13 protein-coding genes are annotated in these 17825 nt (G+C 47.0%); 6 read left to right on the top strand and 7 right to left on the bottom strand.

The features are described from left to right. Window positions 1–43 precede the first annotated feature (43 nt). Both M1D67_RS04305 and M1D67_RS04300 read left to right on the top strand, forming a co-directional pair. Window positions 44–1402, top strand: coding sequence for an alanine/glycine:cation symporter family protein (locus M1D67_RS04305; protein WP_479831624.1), 1359 nt, complete (start codon window positions 44–46; stop codon window positions 1400–1402). Between the two features lie 123 nt (window positions 1403–1525). Then, window positions 1526–1708, top strand: coding sequence for a DUF1128 domain-containing protein (locus M1D67_RS04300; protein ID WP_031304963.1), 183 nt, complete (start codon window positions 1526–1528; stop codon window positions 1706–1708). Between the two features lie 39 nt (window positions 1709–1747). On the opposite strand, the gene M1D67_RS04295 is transcribed toward M1D67_RS04300, so the two are convergent. Beyond that, entirely contained in the window at window positions 1748–2263 is a 516-nt protein-coding gene (locus tag M1D67_RS04295; RefSeq protein ID WP_020450564.1) for a type 1 glutamine amidotransferase domain-containing protein, read from the bottom strand. 229 nt (window positions 2264–2492) lie between these two features. Between M1D67_RS04295 and M1D67_RS04290 the strand changes: the two genes are divergently transcribed. Further along, window positions 2493–6830, top strand: coding sequence for a multifunctional 2',3'-cyclic-nucleotide 2'-phosphodiesterase/3'-nucleotidase/5'-nucleotidase (locus M1D67_RS04290; protein WP_479831623.1), 4338 nt, complete (start codon window positions 2493–2495; stop codon window positions 6828–6830). Window positions 6831–6871: 41 nt separating this feature from the next. On the opposite strand, the gene M1D67_RS04285 is transcribed toward M1D67_RS04290, so the two are convergent. Next, entirely contained in the window at window positions 6872–7555 is a 684-nt protein-coding gene (locus tag M1D67_RS04285) for an NAD(P)H-dependent oxidoreductase (RefSeq protein ID WP_020450562.1), read from the bottom strand. A 130-nt stretch (window positions 7556–7685) separates the two neighbouring features. Here M1D67_RS04285 and M1D67_RS04280 point away from each other — a divergent pair, with 130 nt between their 5' ends. Beyond that, the gene (locus tag M1D67_RS04280; protein WP_020450561.1) at window positions 7686–8078 is read left to right on the top strand and encodes a winged helix-turn-helix transcriptional regulator; all 393 of its coding nucleotides are present in this window, start codon (window positions 7686–7688) and stop codon (window positions 8076–8078) included. Here the strand turns inward: M1D67_RS04280 and M1D67_RS04275 are convergent. From M1D67_RS04275 to M1D67_RS04255, 5 genes are all read right to left on the bottom strand, one after another. Next, a complete protein-coding gene (locus M1D67_RS04275) occupies window positions 8075–8986 on the bottom strand; it encodes an alpha/beta hydrolase (RefSeq protein WP_080131279.1) in 912 nt (303 codons plus the stop codon). The two genes, M1D67_RS04280 and M1D67_RS04275, sit on opposite strands and share 4 nt — an antisense overlap. A gap of 80 nt (window positions 8987–9066) precedes the next feature. Then, on the bottom strand, window positions 9067–10362 hold the full coding sequence (locus M1D67_RS04270) for a nucleotide sugar dehydrogenase (RefSeq protein ID WP_023855862.1): 1296 nt from the start codon (window positions 10360–10362) through the stop codon (window positions 9067–9069). Window positions 10363–10447: 85 nt separating this feature from the next. Next, window positions 10448–11512, bottom strand: coding sequence for a Gfo/Idh/MocA family protein (locus M1D67_RS04265; protein ID WP_224066857.1), 1065 nt, complete (start codon window positions 11510–11512; stop codon window positions 10448–10450). Then, complete coding sequence (locus M1D67_RS04260; RefSeq protein WP_128822940.1) at window positions 11509–12618, bottom strand: DegT/DnrJ/EryC1/StrS family aminotransferase; 1110 nt, start codon at window positions 12616–12618, stop codon at window positions 11509–11511. Before M1D67_RS04260 ends, M1D67_RS04265 begins: the two co-directional genes overlap by 4 nt. A 121-nt stretch (window positions 12619–12739) precedes the next feature. Then, window positions 12740–13822: a glycosyltransferase gene (locus tag M1D67_RS04255; RefSeq protein ID WP_031304956.1), complete on the bottom strand. Its 1083-nt coding sequence runs from the start codon at window positions 13820–13822 to the stop codon at window positions 12740–12742. A 193-nt stretch (window positions 13823–14015) separates the two neighbouring features. On the opposite strand from M1D67_RS04255, the gene M1D67_RS04250 reads away from it, so the two are divergent. Next, complete coding sequence (locus M1D67_RS04250; RefSeq protein WP_479831622.1) at window positions 14016–16259, top strand: glycosyltransferase; 2244 nt, start codon at window positions 14016–14018, stop codon at window positions 16257–16259. A 153-nt stretch (window positions 16260–16412) separates the two neighbouring features. Continuing rightward, on the top strand, window positions 16413–17786 hold the full coding sequence (locus M1D67_RS04245; RefSeq protein WP_145929896.1) for a glycosyltransferase: 1374 nt from the start codon (window positions 16413–16415) through the stop codon (window positions 17784–17786). Window positions 17787–17825 lie beyond the last annotated feature (39 nt).

Genomic DNA, 17825 nt, shown 5'->3' with positions numbered 1-17825 from the left:
AATATTCTAGTTAGACACAAAATTAAAGGGGGATATTTCGCCTATGGATTTTATTTCACATATTGTAGATACAATGAACGGTTTTTTATGGGGACCTCCGCTTTTGATCCTCATCGTTGGAACGGGTATTTATTTGACTTTCAGGCTGGCTTTTTTGCAGGTCAGACTTTTGCCTTACTCATTAAAGCTTGCCTTTTCAAGACGTCAGGATAAATTCTCTGAAGGCGATATTTCCCACTTTCAGGCGCTGATGACTGCCCTAGCCGCTACGGTCGGTACAGGGAATATCGTCGGTGTCGCCTCAGCTGTCATTGCCGGGGGGCCGGGCGCCGTGTTTTGGATGTGGCTCGCCGCCTTCTTCGGAATGGCGACGAAATATGCCGAAGCGGTGCTTGCCGTCAGATTCCGCGTGAAAGACAAAAACGGCGAAATGTCAGGCGGTCCGATGTATTATTTGGAACACGGCCTCAAGCAAAAGTGGCTAGGTGTGTTATTTGCCATATTCGGGGCGCTTGCCGCTTTCGGAATAGGCAATATGGTTCAGTCGAATTCTGTATCCGGAGTCATGAGCTCCACATTTTCCGTGCCTGCCTGGGTAACCGGCATCATTGTCACGATTTTTACAGCCCTTGTCATTCTCGGGGGAATTAAAAGCATCGGCAAAGTCACCTCGCTGTTCGTACCGATCATGGCTTTATTTTATGTCATCGCCGGATTGATCATTCTTGTCACAAACTTTGAACTTGTCCCCGGCGCGGTCGGTTTAATTTTCTCTGACGCGTTTACCGGCCAGGCCGTGGCAGGAGGCGCGATCGGAACCGTGATCCGCTGGGGCGTGGCGCGGGGCGTATTTTCAAATGAAGCAGGTCTCGGCTCGGCGCCGATCGCTGCAGCCGCGGCAAAAACCGATATGCCGGCCCGCCAGGCGCTTGTCTCTATGACTCAGGTTTTCATCGACACATTGATTGTCTGCTCGATTACGGGGATATCGATTGTCATGGGAAACATGTATCTGACAGAAAAAAACGATGCGCTGACATCGATGACATTCGCACATTTTCTTGGCCCTGCGGGTTCGACAATCGTCGCGATCGGACTGCTGCTGTTCGCCTATTCGACGATTTTGGGCTGGTCGTACTACGGAGAAAAATGCTTTACCTACCTGCTGAATGAAAAATATGCGATCGTCTACCGCGTCATCTTTGTAATCGCCGTCTTTTTCGGAGCGGTCTTTAAAAATGACTTCGTCTGGGCGCTTGCAGATATGCTGAACGGTCTGATGGCAATTCCGAACCTGATCGGCCTGCTCGGTTTGACAGGCATTGTCATCTATGAGTCCAAACAGATCCTCGCCAAAATCAAAGCCGAAAAAGAGGAAAAACAAAACAGCGTATCTGTTTAAGCCGGAGCTGCTTTTGACGGCCGTCCTTTTCTTCTCGCTTAATTCTGTTACAATAAAGACTACGAAATCAGTGAGAAAGGATGTGCCTTCTTGTCAGAGCAGAAAACAGCCGAGCTGAACAAAATGATCGAAGAGATCTCGCAAAAATTAAACATGCTGAACATCGGCGTCATTAAAGCTGAAGCCTTCAGCAATGAAAAGCTTGAAGATCTTGAATACCTGCACAAAATGGTGATGAAAAAGAAATCTTTCAGTCCGAGCGAAATGCAGGCAATCGCAGAGGAACTGGCTGCACTCCGAAAATAAACATAAAAAAGACCGGAAATCTATTCCGGTCTTTTTTCATTAGCCGAGCAGCTTCAAAGATTCGCGTGTAAACGCAGGGATGTCGTCAGGCGTCCGGCTTGTAACAAGCTGGTTCTGGCAGACGACAACTTCCTCGTCCTTAAATTGAACCCCGGCGTTTTCCAAATCGACTTGAATCGATGTGTAGCCTGTTGCACTGCGTCCGTCCAGAGCCTTGGCGGTGATTAAAAGCTGCGGGCCGTGGCAGATCGCAAACACCGGTTTTTTGTCATCCATAAAGGATTTCGCAAACGATACGAAACGCTGGTCGGCTCTGAGAATATCCGGCGAAAATCCGCCCGGAATCAACAGCGCGTCAAAATCGGCCGGGCTGACTTCATCAATGGACGCATCTGTTTCCACTTGCGCCTCGCCTTGCTTGCCTTTCAGCGTTTTGCCTTTCTCTTTTTCAATAACCGTAAGCTGGTGCCCGGCGTCTTTGAACGCTTTCGCAGGCTCGGTATACTCCGAATCCTCAAAGTAATCTGTCAGAACAACTGCAATGTTTTTGCTCATATTGCTCACCCTCCCAAAAGCTTCTGTCTACATAAATCCATTTCCCCCTGCCACACTAAATAAAACATCCGCACGTTCCTCGCGACAAAGTACCTAAGTCACCCGGCAGACAGGGACAGACTTTGGAATCATTTTCTGAGTGTTTACAATATTCGCAACGAAAGTTCTACAAAACTTTACAAAAAGTTCTTACAATAGAAATTGTTACTCTAATCTGAAAGGTGGAGAAATGGTGGGAATACAGAAAAGACGGTTTTCAAGGAAAAACATTCTCCGTATTCTGCTAACCTCAGTGATGATACTCAGTTTACTCATTCCAAACACCCAGACATATGCAGAAGAACCAAATGAACACCCGCTGATCAACCTCAGCATCCTGGGTACGACAGATATCCACGCCCATATCATGGACTATGACTACTATGCCGACAAAGAAACGGCAGAATTCGGACTGGCCCGCACGGCTCAGCTGATCGAAAAGCACCGGAGCCGGAATCCGAACACGATTCTTGTCGACAACGGCGACTTAATTCAAGGGAACCCTCTAGGGGAATATATCTTCAAACATGAACGTGAAGCAATTATCTCCGGAACGAAAACACACCCGATCATTGATGTCATGAACAAACTGCACTATGACGCCGGCACGCTCGGAAACCACGAATTCAACTATGGCCTTGAATTCCTTGACGGCACGATAAAAGGCGCCGAATTTCCCATTGTCAATGCCAATATAAAAACATCGGACGGAAAGAACAAATATACGCCATATCATATTGAAGAGCGGACGCTGACGGATGAAAGCGGCCAAAAGCACCAGCTTAAAGTCGGCTACATCGGCTTCGTTCCGCCGCAGATTTTAACATGGGATAAAAAGCATCTGGACGGCAAAATCACGGTGCAGGACATCACCGAATCAGCGAAACAAACGATTCCGAAAATGAAGCAAGAAGGCGCCGACGTGATCATTGCGATCGCCCACTCCGGAATTGAAAATGGCGGACAGGCGGCGGGAGCAGAAAACGCCGTATATGACCTGGCTCTCAAGACGGAAGGAATAGATGCGATCATCTCCGGACACCAGCACGGTCTGTTCCCCGGTACCGACTATCCAGGAAATGGCGTGATCGACAATCAAAAAGGAACGATCAACGGCATCCCTGTCGTCATGCCGAAAAACTGGGGCAGCCATTTAGGAATCATCGATATGCAGCTTGAACAGGACGGCAGCAAATGGACAGTGAAAGATGCCAGCGCAAAAACGGAAGCGATTGCCGGAAATGTGACGTCACGACACGAAACCGTCGTTTCCACGATTAAAGACACACACGAAAAAACGCTTGAATACGTCCGCGCGCCGGTTGGCCAAACGGAAGCTGATATTAACAGCTTTTTCGCACAAGTAAAAGACGATCCTTCGATTCAGATTGTCACAGACGCACAAAAATGGTATGCGGAAGATGTCATGAAGGGAACGGAATACGAAAACCTGCCGATTTTATCAGCGGGCGCGCCATTTAAAGCAGGAGGGCGTAACGGTGCTGATTATTATACAAACATTAAAGCAGGAAACCTTGCGATCAAAAACATCGGCGATTTGTATTTGTACGACAATACGCTCTATATCGTCAAGCTGACGGGAAGCGAAGTGAAGGACTGGATCGAAATGTCGGCCGGGCAGTTCAACCAGATCGACCCTTCAAAATCGGGTGAACAGGCGCTCCTCAACCCCGATTTCAGGTCGTATAATTTCGATGTCATTGACGGTGTGACCTACCAGATCGATGTCACACAACCGGCAAAATACAATGCGTCAGGCGGGGTGAAAAATCCGCAGGCCAACCGCGTCAAACAGTTGTCTTACAACGGAAAAGCCGTCCGCGACGATCAGGAATTCCTTGTGGTCACAAATAATTACCGCGCGTCCGGGGGCGGCGGATTCCCGCATCTGACGCAGGACAAAGTCGTTTATGCGGCGGCTGATGAAAACAGGCAGGTGCTCATGAACTACATCATGGAAAAGAAAACGGTCAATCCTGCCGCCGATAACAACTGGTCGATCGCTCCGATTAAAGGAGCCGATGTGACATTCGAATCTTCTCTCCTCGCCAAACCGTTTGCTGAAAAAGCGAAGGACATCGATTTTGTCAGAGAATCCGAAAACAGCGGATATGGCGTCTATAAGCTGAACTTTGAAGGTACAGAGCCTCCAGTTGATAATGGAAACTGGACGTTAACAGTCATGCACACGAACGACACGCACGCCCACCTTGATGAAGCGGCAAGGCGCGCTGCCAAAGTGAAAGAAATCCGCAGTGAAGCAGAAAACAATGTGCTGCTCGATGCCGGCGATGTCTTTTCCGGTGACTTGTATTTTACAAAATGGAACGGACTCGCCGATTTGAAGCTGATGAACATGATGGGCTATGACGCCATGACCTTCGGCAACCATGAATTTGATAAAGGGCCGAAAGTGCTCGCAGACTTTCTGAGCGGAAACAATGCGGCCGTCGATCCGTTAAACAGACACCAGCTGGAAAAGCCCGATTTTCCAATCGTCAGCTCCAATGTCGATGTATCAAAGGAGCCTCAGCTGCGAAGCTTTCAAAAAGAGCCTGCACTCTTAACAGCGGGAGAAAAGAAAGAAAGCGGCATCTATCCTTATATTCTGCTTGATGTAAATGGCGAGCAAGTCGGCGTATTCGGCCTGACGACGGAAGATACGTCATATACGTCAAGCCCCGGACCGAACATTGCGTTCCATGACGCTTATCTGTCAGCGGAGAAAACGGTCAAGGAACTGAAAGAAAAAGAAAAGGTCAACAAAATCATCGCCCTCACCCACCTCGGCTACAACCGGGATCTGGAGCTGGCCAAAAAAGTGAAGGGCATCGATTTGATTATCGGCGGGCATACGCATACACTCGTCGATCATTTAAAAGTGGTGGAGAGCGAAGAACCGACAATCGTCGCCCAAGTGAAAGACTACGGGCAGTTTTTAGGACGGGTCGATGTTGTGTTTGATGAGAAAGGCGTCGTTCAAACGGATCAATCAAGGTTCAATTTGATCGCGATTGACGGCAAAGTGGACGAAGATCCTCCAGCGAAAGAAGTGCTTGACGGCTTTAAAGAAGATATTGACGAACTGAAGAAGAAAAAAGTAGGCTATGCCGATGTCCCGCTTGACGGAAAACGCGAGCATGTCCGCTCAAAAGAAACCAACCTCGGCAATTTTATCGCGGACGGCATGCTGAAGAAAGCAAAACAAGCCGGCGGGGCTGACATCGCCATCACAAACGGCGGCGGAATCAGAAGCGGTATTGCCAAAGGCGACATCACACTCGGCGATGTGCTGACGGTCATGCCGTTCGGCAACACCCTTTATGCCGCTGATTTGACGGGTGCGCAAATCAAAGAAGCGCTTGAGCACGGGGTGAGCCAAGTCGAAGAAGGCGGAGGCGCGTTTCCGCATGTCGCGGGTTTATCCTTCACATTTACACTGAGCAAGCCAAAAGGTGAGCGCATCCTTGATGTGAACCTTGTCAATGACAAAGGGGATGCTGTTCCGCTCGATTTGGACAAAACCTACCGTGTGGCTACAAACAACTTCATGGGCGGCGGCGGAGACGGCTATTCCGTTTTTAAAGAAGCGAAAAACGGTGTCGATCTCGGTTTTACCGATTACGACATTTTTACAGAGCAGCTTGCATTGTACGATTCTGTTTCACCGAACATCGAAAACAGAATCACAGAAGTGTTCCTTCCTGACCGTCAGACAGACGGCACTTGGACGCTTGCGGAAAAACCGTTCGAAACATACGCGAAAAACGCAAATCAGGTGATTGCTTATTTCCCTGACACAGAAAAAGACCACATCAAGCTGAATATGACAAAAGCACAGACTGACCTTGTCAAAGAAAGAACTGATGATCCAAGTATCACCCTGAAAAACGATCGCATTGCGATGCAGCTTCCAGCCGTTAATCTGGCAAGCGAAAAGACTAAAATCAGCATCAAAATCGCCAAGAATATCAAACAGGCGGTCACAAAGGTATATGATTTCAACATTCAGCAGAATGGAAAAACGGTCAGCACATTTAAAGAACCTGTCGGACTGTTTTTCCAAGTCGAGGCTCCTGACAAACATTTGAGCGTCTATTATGTCGACCGCAAAAACAACAGCTTCACAAAAGTGACAAACGGCTATACGAAAGGCCGTACCGTTGCAGGCTATGTCGACCATTTCAGCGAGTATACCGTGATGAATGACAAAGATGCCGGGTCTCCTTCACTTCCGCCGGGTTCAGGCGATGATGACGGTCCGAATGGCGGCAGCGGCGGTCAACCCCCTGCTTCGCCCGGCGCCGGAAGCGGCGGAGACGGATCAGGCGGTCATGGCAGCGGCGGGTCAGATGACGGAAATGAACCTTCAGATGGTTCAAACGGCGGGTTTTTGCCTGACACCGCTTCAAACGCCTATCATTGGCTGATGCTCGGCCTGCTGCTGCTTATATCCGGAAGCGGTCTGTACCTTTACCAAAGGAAGCGGCGCAAACTCCAAATCTAAATAAAAAAGTGCGGTCTGCTAAAGGCAGAACCGCACTTTTTTTATTCAACCCATTTCACGATTTGATCAAGCGCCCGTCTCGTCTTCGGACGCGGTTCTTTCACGCGGTAACCGAAAGCGGCCATGACCGAGATGTCAAAGCGGCCGTCCTCCAACAATCCTTCTTTTTCAAGGATGTCGTGGACTTTGTCGTAGTTAAAGCCTTCAATCGGGCAGGAGTCAATACCGATCAAGGCGGCCGCCGTCATCATGTTGGCTAGCGCGATGTACGTTTGCTTTGATACCCAGTCAAACATCGCTCTGTCGCTTTCGTACAAATGAAAATCGCCGTCTTGGAAACTTTTCAGAACGCCGTCTTCTTTCAGCATATTTTCAATGATGTCCTCCGGCATTTTTTTCACATGCTTTAACTGATCTGCAACATACCCGGAATCATGCCGCATTTCCTTAGCCGTGCGTCCGAGCAGCAAAACGAAATGGCTGGCTGTCGGCAGCTGTCCCTGTGCGCCCCATGAGACCTGGCGCAGTTTTTCACGCAGCTCTTTATTTTGGACGACGACGAACTTCCACGGCTCGAGGCCGACAGAGCTTGGCGACAGTCTGCCCGCTTCTAAAATGAACTGAAAATCCTCGTCTGATATCTTTCTGTCCGGATCAAACTCTTTTGTCGCGTGTCTAAATTGGAATGCGTCAAGAATCTCCTGCTTCTTGGATTGCTGTGTCATGTTCTGTTCTCTCCTTTTGTCTATAGTTTATATTCCTTTCTTAATTTCATTCTAATCATTATAATAGCAATAAGAAAGTACGCACATTTTTGTGGCATAGTATCATTTTTTATACTAAGGAGAGAGGAAAATGAACAAGAATCCAAAGGCATGCGAAACACCGGACGGTTATTCATGCCCGGTGGAAGCAACGATCGATATCATCGGCGGCAAATGGAAAAGCGTCATTCTGTATCATTTGATCGATGATAAAAAACGCTTTAATGAGCTGCGTCGTTTAATTCCCGCCGTGACACAGCGGATGCTGACCCTCCAGCTTCGCGAACTTGAGCGTGACGGCATCGTCTGCCGCACGATTTATAAGCAGGTTCCCCCGAAAGTCGAGTACAGTTTAACTGAGTTCGGCAAGACGCTGATTCCGATCATCAGTCAAATGATGAATTGGGGAGCTTCCTATGCCGGCAAAATCAAGGAAGCGCGCCAACGATCGGCTGCCGCTGAAATGCTGGAATCGCAAGGCTAATTGGCCGGCTCGATTTTCAAGAGAAAGTCTTTGATTCTGCTTAAGTATTCTTCAGGATCGTGGCGAAATCCGCCGACATGTCCCGCGCCTTCAATCAAATACAGTTTCTTTATCCCTTTTTTCCGGTCATACAGGCTTTTGGCCATTTCCGGCGGAACAAGCTGATCATTTGTGCCGTGGATGATAAACAGCGGCGTGTCTGACTGCTCAAGATTGCTGACCGGCGATATGTCGGCAAGGCTCCAGCCGTGGCGCCGTTTGATCAGCCCGCTTGCCAACGGGATGAGAAACGGCACGGACAATTTGACGGCGGCTTTCAGCTGAAAGCGGCATAGCTCTGTTAAATCGCTGAAGCAGGAATCGGCAATACAAAACTTGATTCTCCTGTCCTGTTTCATCAGCTCGATGGCAGCCGCGGCTCCTAGCGATTCGCCAAGCACCCCGATCCAAAGGTCTTTGCCGAACCTGTTCTCAAGCTCGTCAGCCCACCTCGCCAAATCGTCCTTTTCGTAAAATCCGTAAGAAACGTGTGAACCGCCGCTCAATCCGTGGCACCTGCTGTCGCAAAGCAGAACATTGTAGCCGATGGACTGGAACAGCTCGACGTATTTATACCCTCCAAACAGCGACCACTTGATGCCGTGGGAAACGATGACGACTTTCCTGCTCTTTTGAACGGGAAAAAGCAGCGCATGCAGCCGGCATCCATCCCCCGCCGTCAAAAACAGCTCTTCTTTGTCGTGTGACTCAAACACATCATCGATGATCTCGCCGTGTTTGAGACCGCTGAAAAAGGTTTCTTCATATGTGCTCCTGTTCGGCATAACAAACAAATAGCTGACAATCAGACTGACGGCAAAAATACTGATCCCAATTCCAAAGACCATCAACAAAATTCCGATCCACACGGCCCTCACCCTTTACGTTCTTGTTTTAACTTATTGTATTCCGAACGGGTCTGGGCGTGAGTCGCGGAAAAAAATTGGCGTCAAGAGCACCCGTTTCCGAGCTGGATGACTTTCGCTTTTCCTGCTGCTTCTCTCAACACGCCTCTTGTATCAAATATCACGGTTGCATGGTTTAGTAACAGCTCTTTCGGAAGTGCGTCATGATCGGTCAAAACGACAACACAGTCGTACGCTTTCAGCATCTCTGAATCTATCGGCATGCTTGCCATTTTTTTGCCGCTGAGGTCGAGTTCCGGAACGTGCGGATCATGGTAGGAAACATCAGCCCCCATGCCGATCAGCTTCTCTATAATATCAAGCGATTTTGATTCGCGGACATCCGCTATATTACGTTTATAGGTGACGCCATAGATTAAAATGCGGGCGTCTGTCGCCTTATCTTTCCCTGCCAGTTGCAAGGAACGCTCTGCGATATAGCGGACGATTCTATCATTTGTCGCTTCCGACAGCTCGATAAAGTCGCTCGATAAACCGCTTTGTTTCATGACAAACTGCAAATACAGCGGATCGACGGGGATGCAATGGCCGCCGATGCCGGGACCTGGATAAAACGCCGCAAAGCCGTACGGCTTCGTGCTTGCCGCCTCGATGACTTCCCATACATTCACCCCGAGCTTGTCGCATATCATCGCGAATTCATTAATGAATGAAATATTAATAAACCGGTACGTATTTTCCAGCAGCTTTGTCAGCTCCGCTGTTTCAGGCGATGTGACAGGCACAACCTCTTCATAAATGCCGCTGTATAATTGATGCACCTTTTCAAGGCATGCCTCCGTCGCGCCTCCCACTACCTTCGGCACGACTTCAATCGGAAATTGATTGCCCGGATCAACGCGTTCTGGAGAATAAGCCAAATAAAAATCCTTTCCGCATACAAGGCCGCTTTCTTCGAGGATCGGTTTGACGATGTCCCTTGTCGTACCCGGATATGTCGAGCTTTCCAACACAACGAGCTGCCCTTTTTTCAAGTGCCCTCCAATCGATTGCGCCGCTCTTTTCACATAAGTCAAATCAGGACCCGCATCATCATTCAGCGGCGTCGGTACGCAGATGATGACGGCATCCGCTTCGCCGATTAAACCGTAGTCCGAAACAGGACGAAAGAAACCGGTGCCTATTCCGTCCTGCACCGCTTGATCGTTGATATCTGAAATATAGCTGTTCCCTTTCCGTAATGCCTCGACTTTCTTTTTATCCAAATCAACACCGATAACCCGAATTCCTTTTGATATCAACAACATGGCCAAGGGCAGACCGACAAACCCCAAGCCGATGACCGCTATCGTTTCGTTATGCATTTCCTGTTTGCTCATTTATCAAATCGCCCCTTCTGTACATTCCTTTAATAAACTATGTTTTAAATCTTTTTTTGAAAGGGACGATCTACCAAATCAAAACCTATTTATTTTTCATATCAGATGTTTGAAACGAAGAAAGAGGCAGCTGCACCGGCTGCTTCTGCAGCACAGACTGGTAGATTCCAAAAATCGTTTCAATCGCCTTTTTCCCTTCATAACCGTCAACCAATAGTGTGTCTTGGCGCTTGACGGCGCTTATAAAGTTTTGGTACATGGCGGTTTGTTCGCCGCCGAGATCAATCAGCTGCGCCGCTTCTTCAGCAGCATCCTTCTCCCCGTGGATATACCAGCGGCTGATCCGGTTTAATGCCGGGCCTTCCAATGAAATCGTTCCATGTTCTCCAAAAATCGAGAGAGAGCTTCCGATATTGTTTGGCTGTGTGACGATATTCGCTTCTACTACTCCTTTCGCCTGACTGGCAAACGTCAGAACACCGACAGCAACATCTTCCGTTTCTTTTGCTCCGGAACCGCCCAGTATATCTCCGTAAACGCCTTTTACATCACCTAAAAACCATTGCAGCAGATCGATCAGATGTATCCCTTGATTGACCAGCATCCCGCCGTCTTTTTCCCAGCTTCCCCGCCAGGTTGCCGCTTCATAATAAGCGGGTGACCTGTTTAAGCGAAGCGATACTGTGCCTAAGTAGATCCTTCCCAGTTTTCCTCTCTCAATCGTTTCCTTCAGTTTTTTCATGATCGGCCGGTGGCGCATCTGGTGGCAGACCATGAGCTTCAGCCCGTTCTGTTTCGCCAGTTCTATAAGCTCATCGGCATCCTGTAATGACAAGGTCATCGGTTTTTCGACGATGACGTGCTTGCCTGCCTGCAGCGCAGCTTTGGCCATTTCGGCGTGCAGTCCCGAAACCGCCGCAATAATGACCGCTTCTATTTTAGAATCTGAAAGCAGCGCTTGATACTGCTGATAATGGGTCATTCGGCTTTCATCTCCGGCGAAGGAAGCATAGTATTGTTCCGCCTCCTTCATCCGTTCTTCCTGCAAATCACTGACGGCCGACAACTTTGCATCACCGCACCCGGCCAGTGCTTGAAGATGTTTTCTTGACATATAGCCGCAGCCGATTAAACCGAAATGAACCGTCACTTTCCCCCTCCTCCTTTTTTCAGCAGCGCGGAAATAATTTGCTCTTGTTCCTCAGCGGCTAGAAAAGGATCCATCGGAATCGCGAAAAGGGTTTCGGACAAGGACTCGGCTATAGGGAAATCGCCTTTTTTGTACTGCAATGAAGAATAGACCGTTTGCAAATGAAGGCAGCAAGGATAATACACGCCTGAATGAATGTTCTGCTCTTTCAGCGATTGAATGAATTCGTCGCGGTCTTTCGCGCCGATACAATAGAGATGATAGATATGTGTGCGGTCTTCTTTCTCAGCCGGCAGTGTGAGATGCTCCGCCGTTTTCAAACCTTCCCTGTAGCGGCTGGCAACTTTTCTTCTTTGTTCATTCCAGCCGTCGATTTTCTCAAGAAGAATGAGCAAAGCAGCGGCATGTAATTCATCAAGACGGCTGTTGAAACCGATTTTGTCATGGAAGTATTTTTTGCTTGTGCCATGGGTTCTGAGTGTTCTTAATTGCCGGGCCGCATCCGGATCTGAAATCGTCACCATTCCCCCGTCTCCCAACGTTCCTAAGTTTTTTGTCGGGAAAAATGAAAAACAGGCGGCATCCCCGATGCTGCCGACAGGCCGCCCTTTATACGATGCGCCGAACGCTTGGCAGGCATCCTCAATCACAAGCAGTCCGTGTTTTTTGGCAATCGCCATGATCTCGTCCATATCAGCCGGCTGTCCGAAAATGTGGACGGGAATGATCGCTTTAGTAGCAGGGGTGATCTTTTCTTCTATTTTTTCCGGATCAAGGTTGCAGGTTTCACGATCAACATCAGCAAACACCGGCTTAGCCCCCACCCTTGAGACAGCTTCGGCGGTCGCAAAAAAAGTGAACGGCGTCGTAATGACCTCATCCCCTTTGCCGATACCGAAAGCTTCGAGCGTCAGCACTAATGCATCCGTTCCATTGGCGACCGCGACCGCTTCTTTTACACCAAGCTTTTCGGCTATTCTTTTCTCCAGCTCTTCAACCTTCGGCCCCAATATATATTGGCCGCTGTCCAACACATGCTCAAACTCTTGTAAAATATCTTGTTTTACCGTTTGAAACTGGCGTTTTAAATTGATTAACGGGATCATCTCTGTTCCTCCTCTAAAATCAAAAAGTTCCAAAATAAGTTATGATGCCTGCCGGTAATTTGGCACGGCTTGATTTTTTTCATAAAAAAAGACCTACTTGTTCAGTAAGTCTTGACCATGCTTATTTGTTAATGCCTAATTTCCCTTCCAGCAGCTGTTTGTTATGAAGGACGGATTTGTCATCGGGACGGTATTTTCTCGCCTCTTCATTGTGCTGATACGACTTTTCAAAGTCTCCTAAATTGTAGTAGCACACGCACATTTGCAAGTGAGGGTACCAAGTGTAATATGCCGGATAGGTGAAGCTCCATTTATTCGAATCAGGCACCAGTGTTGTCGCCAGCTCATACCAGTAGATAGCGGCATTGTATTCCCGCCGCCGCTGAAAGTTATAGCCGATTCTTGAGCATGTTTCAGCACGAGGCGTTTTGGAAAATTCAAATGACTGGAAGAGCGATCTCAGCTCATTATCCAAGTCGCCGAGAAAGCGGTGGCAGTCGGCTTTGTTGATGCAGGCGTATACTTTGTCTTCAATCCATCCTTCTTTCATTTCAATGTTTTTATTGTAGCTTTCAATTGCTTTTTCGTAGTGTCTGTTTTCTCTTAATTCATTTCCGTAGTAAAAATAGTCGCGCGGGGTAAACGTGTCGCCGCGATCGATCTTCTTTTGGTAAATATTGAGGTTTCGTCCGACAGAGTGGCGGATTTTTTTATGCGTCACCGAGATATCGGCATTGATGATGTTCCCGAATACCTCCAAATATTGATGGCAGTCGCCTTTCCATTTAAAGTTTTTCTCCCTTTTCACCAGGCGGTTGCGGCGGTACCTTAATGTCACATTTCCGAATTCGTCAGTTCCCGCATCATAGTACATGGACACGGAATCAACGGAAGGATCAAGCGTTTCCTTCAACTCTTTTAATTTTTTCTGATCTTCCTCAAGCAACACATCGTCCGCATCCAGATAGAGAATATAATCCTTTGTGGCGTGTTTAAACGATTCATTGCGGGCAGCCGCAAAATCGCCGATCCATTCAAAGAAAAAGACGCGGTCTGTGTAGCGCTTCGCAATTTCTACGGTTTGATCTGTCGACCCCGTATCCACAATGTTAATTTCATCTACAATGTCTTTCACAGTATCAAGGCATCTCGCTAATACTTCTTCTTCATTTTTGACAATCATACATAGACTGATTGTAACCAAAGCCTTCACTCCCTGAGACTCTTTTTTAAAATCTACCCATAAAATATGAACCAGCAGCTGATCGCGTTTGTGCCGCTGTCACTGTTTTAGCTTTTCAGGCTGTGCCATTTCCGAAGTATTTTTCATAGAACTTTCTTTTCTCGCTTGAATATAGATACTACTAGCGAAAATGTGTTTAACCAGGAGGTTTCAGATGGATAATGAATTGGAATATTTGCTAGACTCTGTTGGGCTTAGCTGGAGAGAAACCGAAATATCCCAACTGATATTTCAACACAAATGGCACGATGCTGCGCTGAAGCTGGAAGAGAGGCTGGAAGCCGCTCCCTTCGATCCCGGCTTACTGATAAGCGCTGCTTTTGTTTATGAAAAAAAGCAGCAGGTTCAGAGAGCGTCTGAATTATATGATGATGCCCTCCTGTTTGTCAGGCGCGAACATCAACATCGCCTCATGAAGGAGAAAGAAGACCTTTTCAAAAAAATGGTCAGGCGTCCAAAGATCATTTTTTTCGTTAAACCGGATTTGGACCGGTTTTTGAATGCTGTCGTTGAGCACCTTTCCGAAACTTACCGGACCAGAAAAATCGCGGTTCATGATTTGAATCAAATCGACACTGGTATGCAATGGGCGGATATTTGCTGGTTTGAATGGTGCGATGATTTATTGATCCACGGGAGCAAAGTCCCTTCTGCAGCGGCCAAAACATTAATATGCAGGCTCCACAGCTATGAAGCATTTACTTTTTATATTAAAAAGGTATATTGGCAAGCGGTGGATCAAGTGATCTTTGACGGGGAACACATGCGGGAATATGTATTAGATCAAGTTAAATCGTTGAAAAAAGAGAAAACGGCCGTCGTTCCAAATGGAATCAAGTTAGACGAATACACCTTTCAGCAAAGGCAAAAAGGCTTTCATATCGCATATGTCGGCTATATCAACTATAAAAAAGGTCCGATGCTTTTGCTGCAGGCTTTCAAGGCACTGATTGACAAAGACCCAAGATACAAACTGTTCATCGCCGGGACGTTTCAGGACGCCCGCTATCAGTTGTACTTCAAGCAAATGATTGATGAACTCCGGCTGACTGACAACGTCCAATTTGACGGATGGCAGGATGATATGAATCAATACTTGGAAGATAAGCATTACCTGATTTGCACGAGCCTTCTTGAAAGTCAGCATATGTCGGCCATGGAAGCGATGGCTAAAGGCATTAAACCGCTGATCCACAACTTTTACGGCGCAAAGACGATATACGATGAATCAGTTGTTTGGAATACAATAGATGAATTCGTGGCCATGATCACAAGCGGTGATTATACATCTCTCCATTATCGGTCGTTTATTGAAGAGCATTATTCATATGACCTGAGCATGCGCAAAATTGAAGAGATGATTTCAGGCTTTGCAAAGCAGTCAGAGTTGACGGTTATGCCAAATCCGCCGCTGATTACGGTAGGCATCATCAACTATAATTACAGTAATTTTATTGATGAATGCCTTCAATCCGTTTTAAATCAACTCTACCCTAATATCGACATTCTGATCGTTGACGACCACTCAACTGACGACTCGATGCAAAAAATCAGCAGCTATCAAAAAACGCATCCGCACATTCGAACGATATGCCACAGCGAAAATACAAAACTTCCTGATCTCGCTTTTAAGGAAATCTTCCAAGAGGCAAAAGGCGAATATGTTTTGCTTTTAAGCGCAGATGATTTCCTTCCGCACAATTTGGTGCTCCATGACTTTATGCAGTGCTTTTTTGGAGAAGAGGGATTAGATTATGTGTACGGGGACCTTTTGCTTGTTGATCAACACGGAAAAAATGCGGGGCTGTGGACGTATCAAGAGTATGGCGATGAGGAGCTGGTGAGGACTATTTTTCAAAGGGGCGGCTCAGGCATTGTCCCGATGGTGGGCATGTTTAAAGCATCTTATTATCAGCAAAAAGGCTTTACTTGGCTGGTTGATCCGCAAAAGCCGCTTGCAGGGGATGTGCTGAATTGTTTGGCCAACACGAAGCGCGGCTGGAAGCGCCGCTATTTAAGAAAACCTGTATTGTGCTACCGCCGCCATCAAAACAATATTTCCTACCAATTGCATAAAAGGATTCAATCGCTTGTGTACGTCATCGACTATATTGTGAAAGAATTTGACGAAAGCGTCTATTTTCCCCATATCAAATGGAAGGAGCTTGAGGAAAATCAAAGACAGTCCTTGAAATATTTCAGCATCGGAAAAACCTTTTGGAGAATGGCCCGGAGATACGCACAAAACGGATATACCCGGCATTTAGATCAAGACGCCAAAAAAGAATGCATTCAGCCGCTCCTGGATAAAATGGATGAATACTTCCAATTAAGCCTCGCTTCAGACAATCAGTATGAACGATATATGAAAAATATTAAAAAAATCCAGCTGATATAAAGCCTTCCGCTCTGTGGAAGGTTTTTCTCTTATACTCTCGCACAAATACACAGTCATATAGATTCATTTATACGTATGATAGAGCGCACAAAGCGTTTTTATTCTGCCATTAAAAGGAGAAATTGAAAGCAGCGTGATCGATGGGAGGTCATCATGAAAGATTTCAAGTCAGACATCATTCATTGTCTGGAACAAAAAGATTGGAACAAAGCCATGAAGCGCTTAAAAGAGTGGGAAGCCGACGGCTCGCATAACGAGCCCGATTTTTATTTTCTTCAAGCCTCTCTTTCTGTCTATCTCGGCCATGACCATAACGCCTGGCTATGGCTCTGGAGGGGGCTTGACCTTTTTCCTGATAACAGATCTTTAAATCTGCTGATGGGAAAAGTGTGCCTGCGCACCGGAAGGGAACAAGAGAGCGCGGCCTATCTTCAAAAAGGAGATGGAGCAGAAACCGAAAGCGGGCCAAAGCTTGATCTTCCTGTTCATGAAAAAACCGAGCCTCCGGCTGGGCAAATCCGCGTTTTGCAAGGCACAATGGAAATCGCCAACCAAATGAACACCTTGGCTAAAGGGCTCTCACAGCATGGCGCGCTTGCCCACACTTTAAATTACTATCCTTATTATTTAAATTACGCTGCCGACTACACCTGGTCATTGCTGAAAGAACGCAATACGCCCGCCATGAATGCGAAGCTGAGAAGGCTTGCCAGTGATCTCTTGCCATCCTATGATTTGTTCCATTTTCATTTTGGCACAAGCTTTACGCTGGACATGTCGGATTATCCCATTTTAAAACAGGCAGGTAAACCAATGATCATGCATCATTGGGGCAGCGATGTGAGGCTTTATTCAACATTGGCTAAAACAAATCCATACGCCGTTGTCAAAACGAAAAACGAAGCGCGAATTCGATATCACCTCAAACGAATTTCACAATATGTCCAGCACTGCATCGTCGCCGATATGGAACTTTACGAGTATGTAAAAGACTATTATGAGCATATCCACATGATTCCAACCATGATCCAGCTTGACCGCTATATTCCCGACTACAGGTCAAATGAAAAACCGCTCATCGTTCATGCCCCCACCTCTCCAGGAATAAAAGGAACCCGCCATATCCTTAAGGCGGTGGAGTCTTTAAAAGAAAAATACGATTTTCATTTTCACCTAGTACGAGGGGTTTCTCATGAACAGGCAAAGAAAATCTATCAAAAGGCGGATTTGATCATTGATCAGCTTCATATCGGCAGCTATGGATTATTTGCCGTCGAATCGATGGCAATGGGGAAACCCGTTATCTGTTGGGTCAGTGATTTTATGAAGGAGCACTATCCTTCCGAACTGCCTCTCATAAGAGCAAATCCTGACAACATTACAGAAGTGATTGAAAATGTGCTGAAAAACCGGGATATGCTGCCGGAAATCGGCCAGAAAGGAAGAAAGTATGCAGAAGTTCATCATGATATGGTGAAAAACAGCAAAAAAATGCTGGCTGTTTATCAGACGCTACTTTCGGGATGATATTGAACACCTTTCGCGTCGCGGGATTTGTAATTCAAA

This window comes from Bacillus sp. PK6-025, from assembly GCF_056530265.1.
The sequence above is the reverse complement of the archived record's forward strand: the minus strand, read 5'-3'. Positions and strand labels throughout refer to the sequence as shown.

Coding starts and splice junctions, on each gene's coding strand:
- M1D67_RS04305 (WP_479831624.1), top strand. CDS start 44: ATGGATTTTATTTCACATATTGTAGATACAATGAACGGTTTTTTATGG.
- M1D67_RS04300 (WP_031304963.1), top strand. CDS start 1,526: ATGATCGAAGAGATCTCGCAAAAATTAAACATGCTGAACATCGGCGTC.
- M1D67_RS04295 (WP_020450564.1), bottom strand. CDS start 2,263: ATGAGCAAAAACATTGCAGTTGTTCTGACAGATTACTTTGAGGATTCG.
- M1D67_RS04290 (WP_479831623.1), top strand. CDS start 2,493: ATGGTGGGAATACAGAAAAGACGGTTTTCAAGGAAAAACATTCTCCGT.
- M1D67_RS04285 (WP_020450562.1), bottom strand. CDS start 7,555: ATGACACAGCAATCCAAGAAGCAGGAGATTCTTGACGCATTCCAATTT.
- M1D67_RS04280 (WP_020450561.1), top strand. CDS start 7,686: ATGAACAAGAATCCAAAGGCATGCGAAACACCGGACGGTTATTCATGC.
- M1D67_RS04270 (WP_023855862.1), bottom strand. CDS start 10,362: ATGAGCAAACAGGAAATGCATAACGAAACGATAGCGGTCATCGGCTTG.
- M1D67_RS04260 (WP_128822940.1), bottom strand. CDS start 12,618: ATGATCCCGTTAATCAATTTAAAACGCCAGTTTCAAACGGTAAAACAA.
- M1D67_RS04250 (WP_479831622.1), top strand. CDS start 14,016: ATGGATAATGAATTGGAATATTTGCTAGACTCTGTTGGGCTTAGCTGG.
- M1D67_RS04245 (WP_145929896.1), top strand. CDS start 16,413: ATGAAAGATTTCAAGTCAGACATCATTCATTGTCTGGAACAAAAAGAT.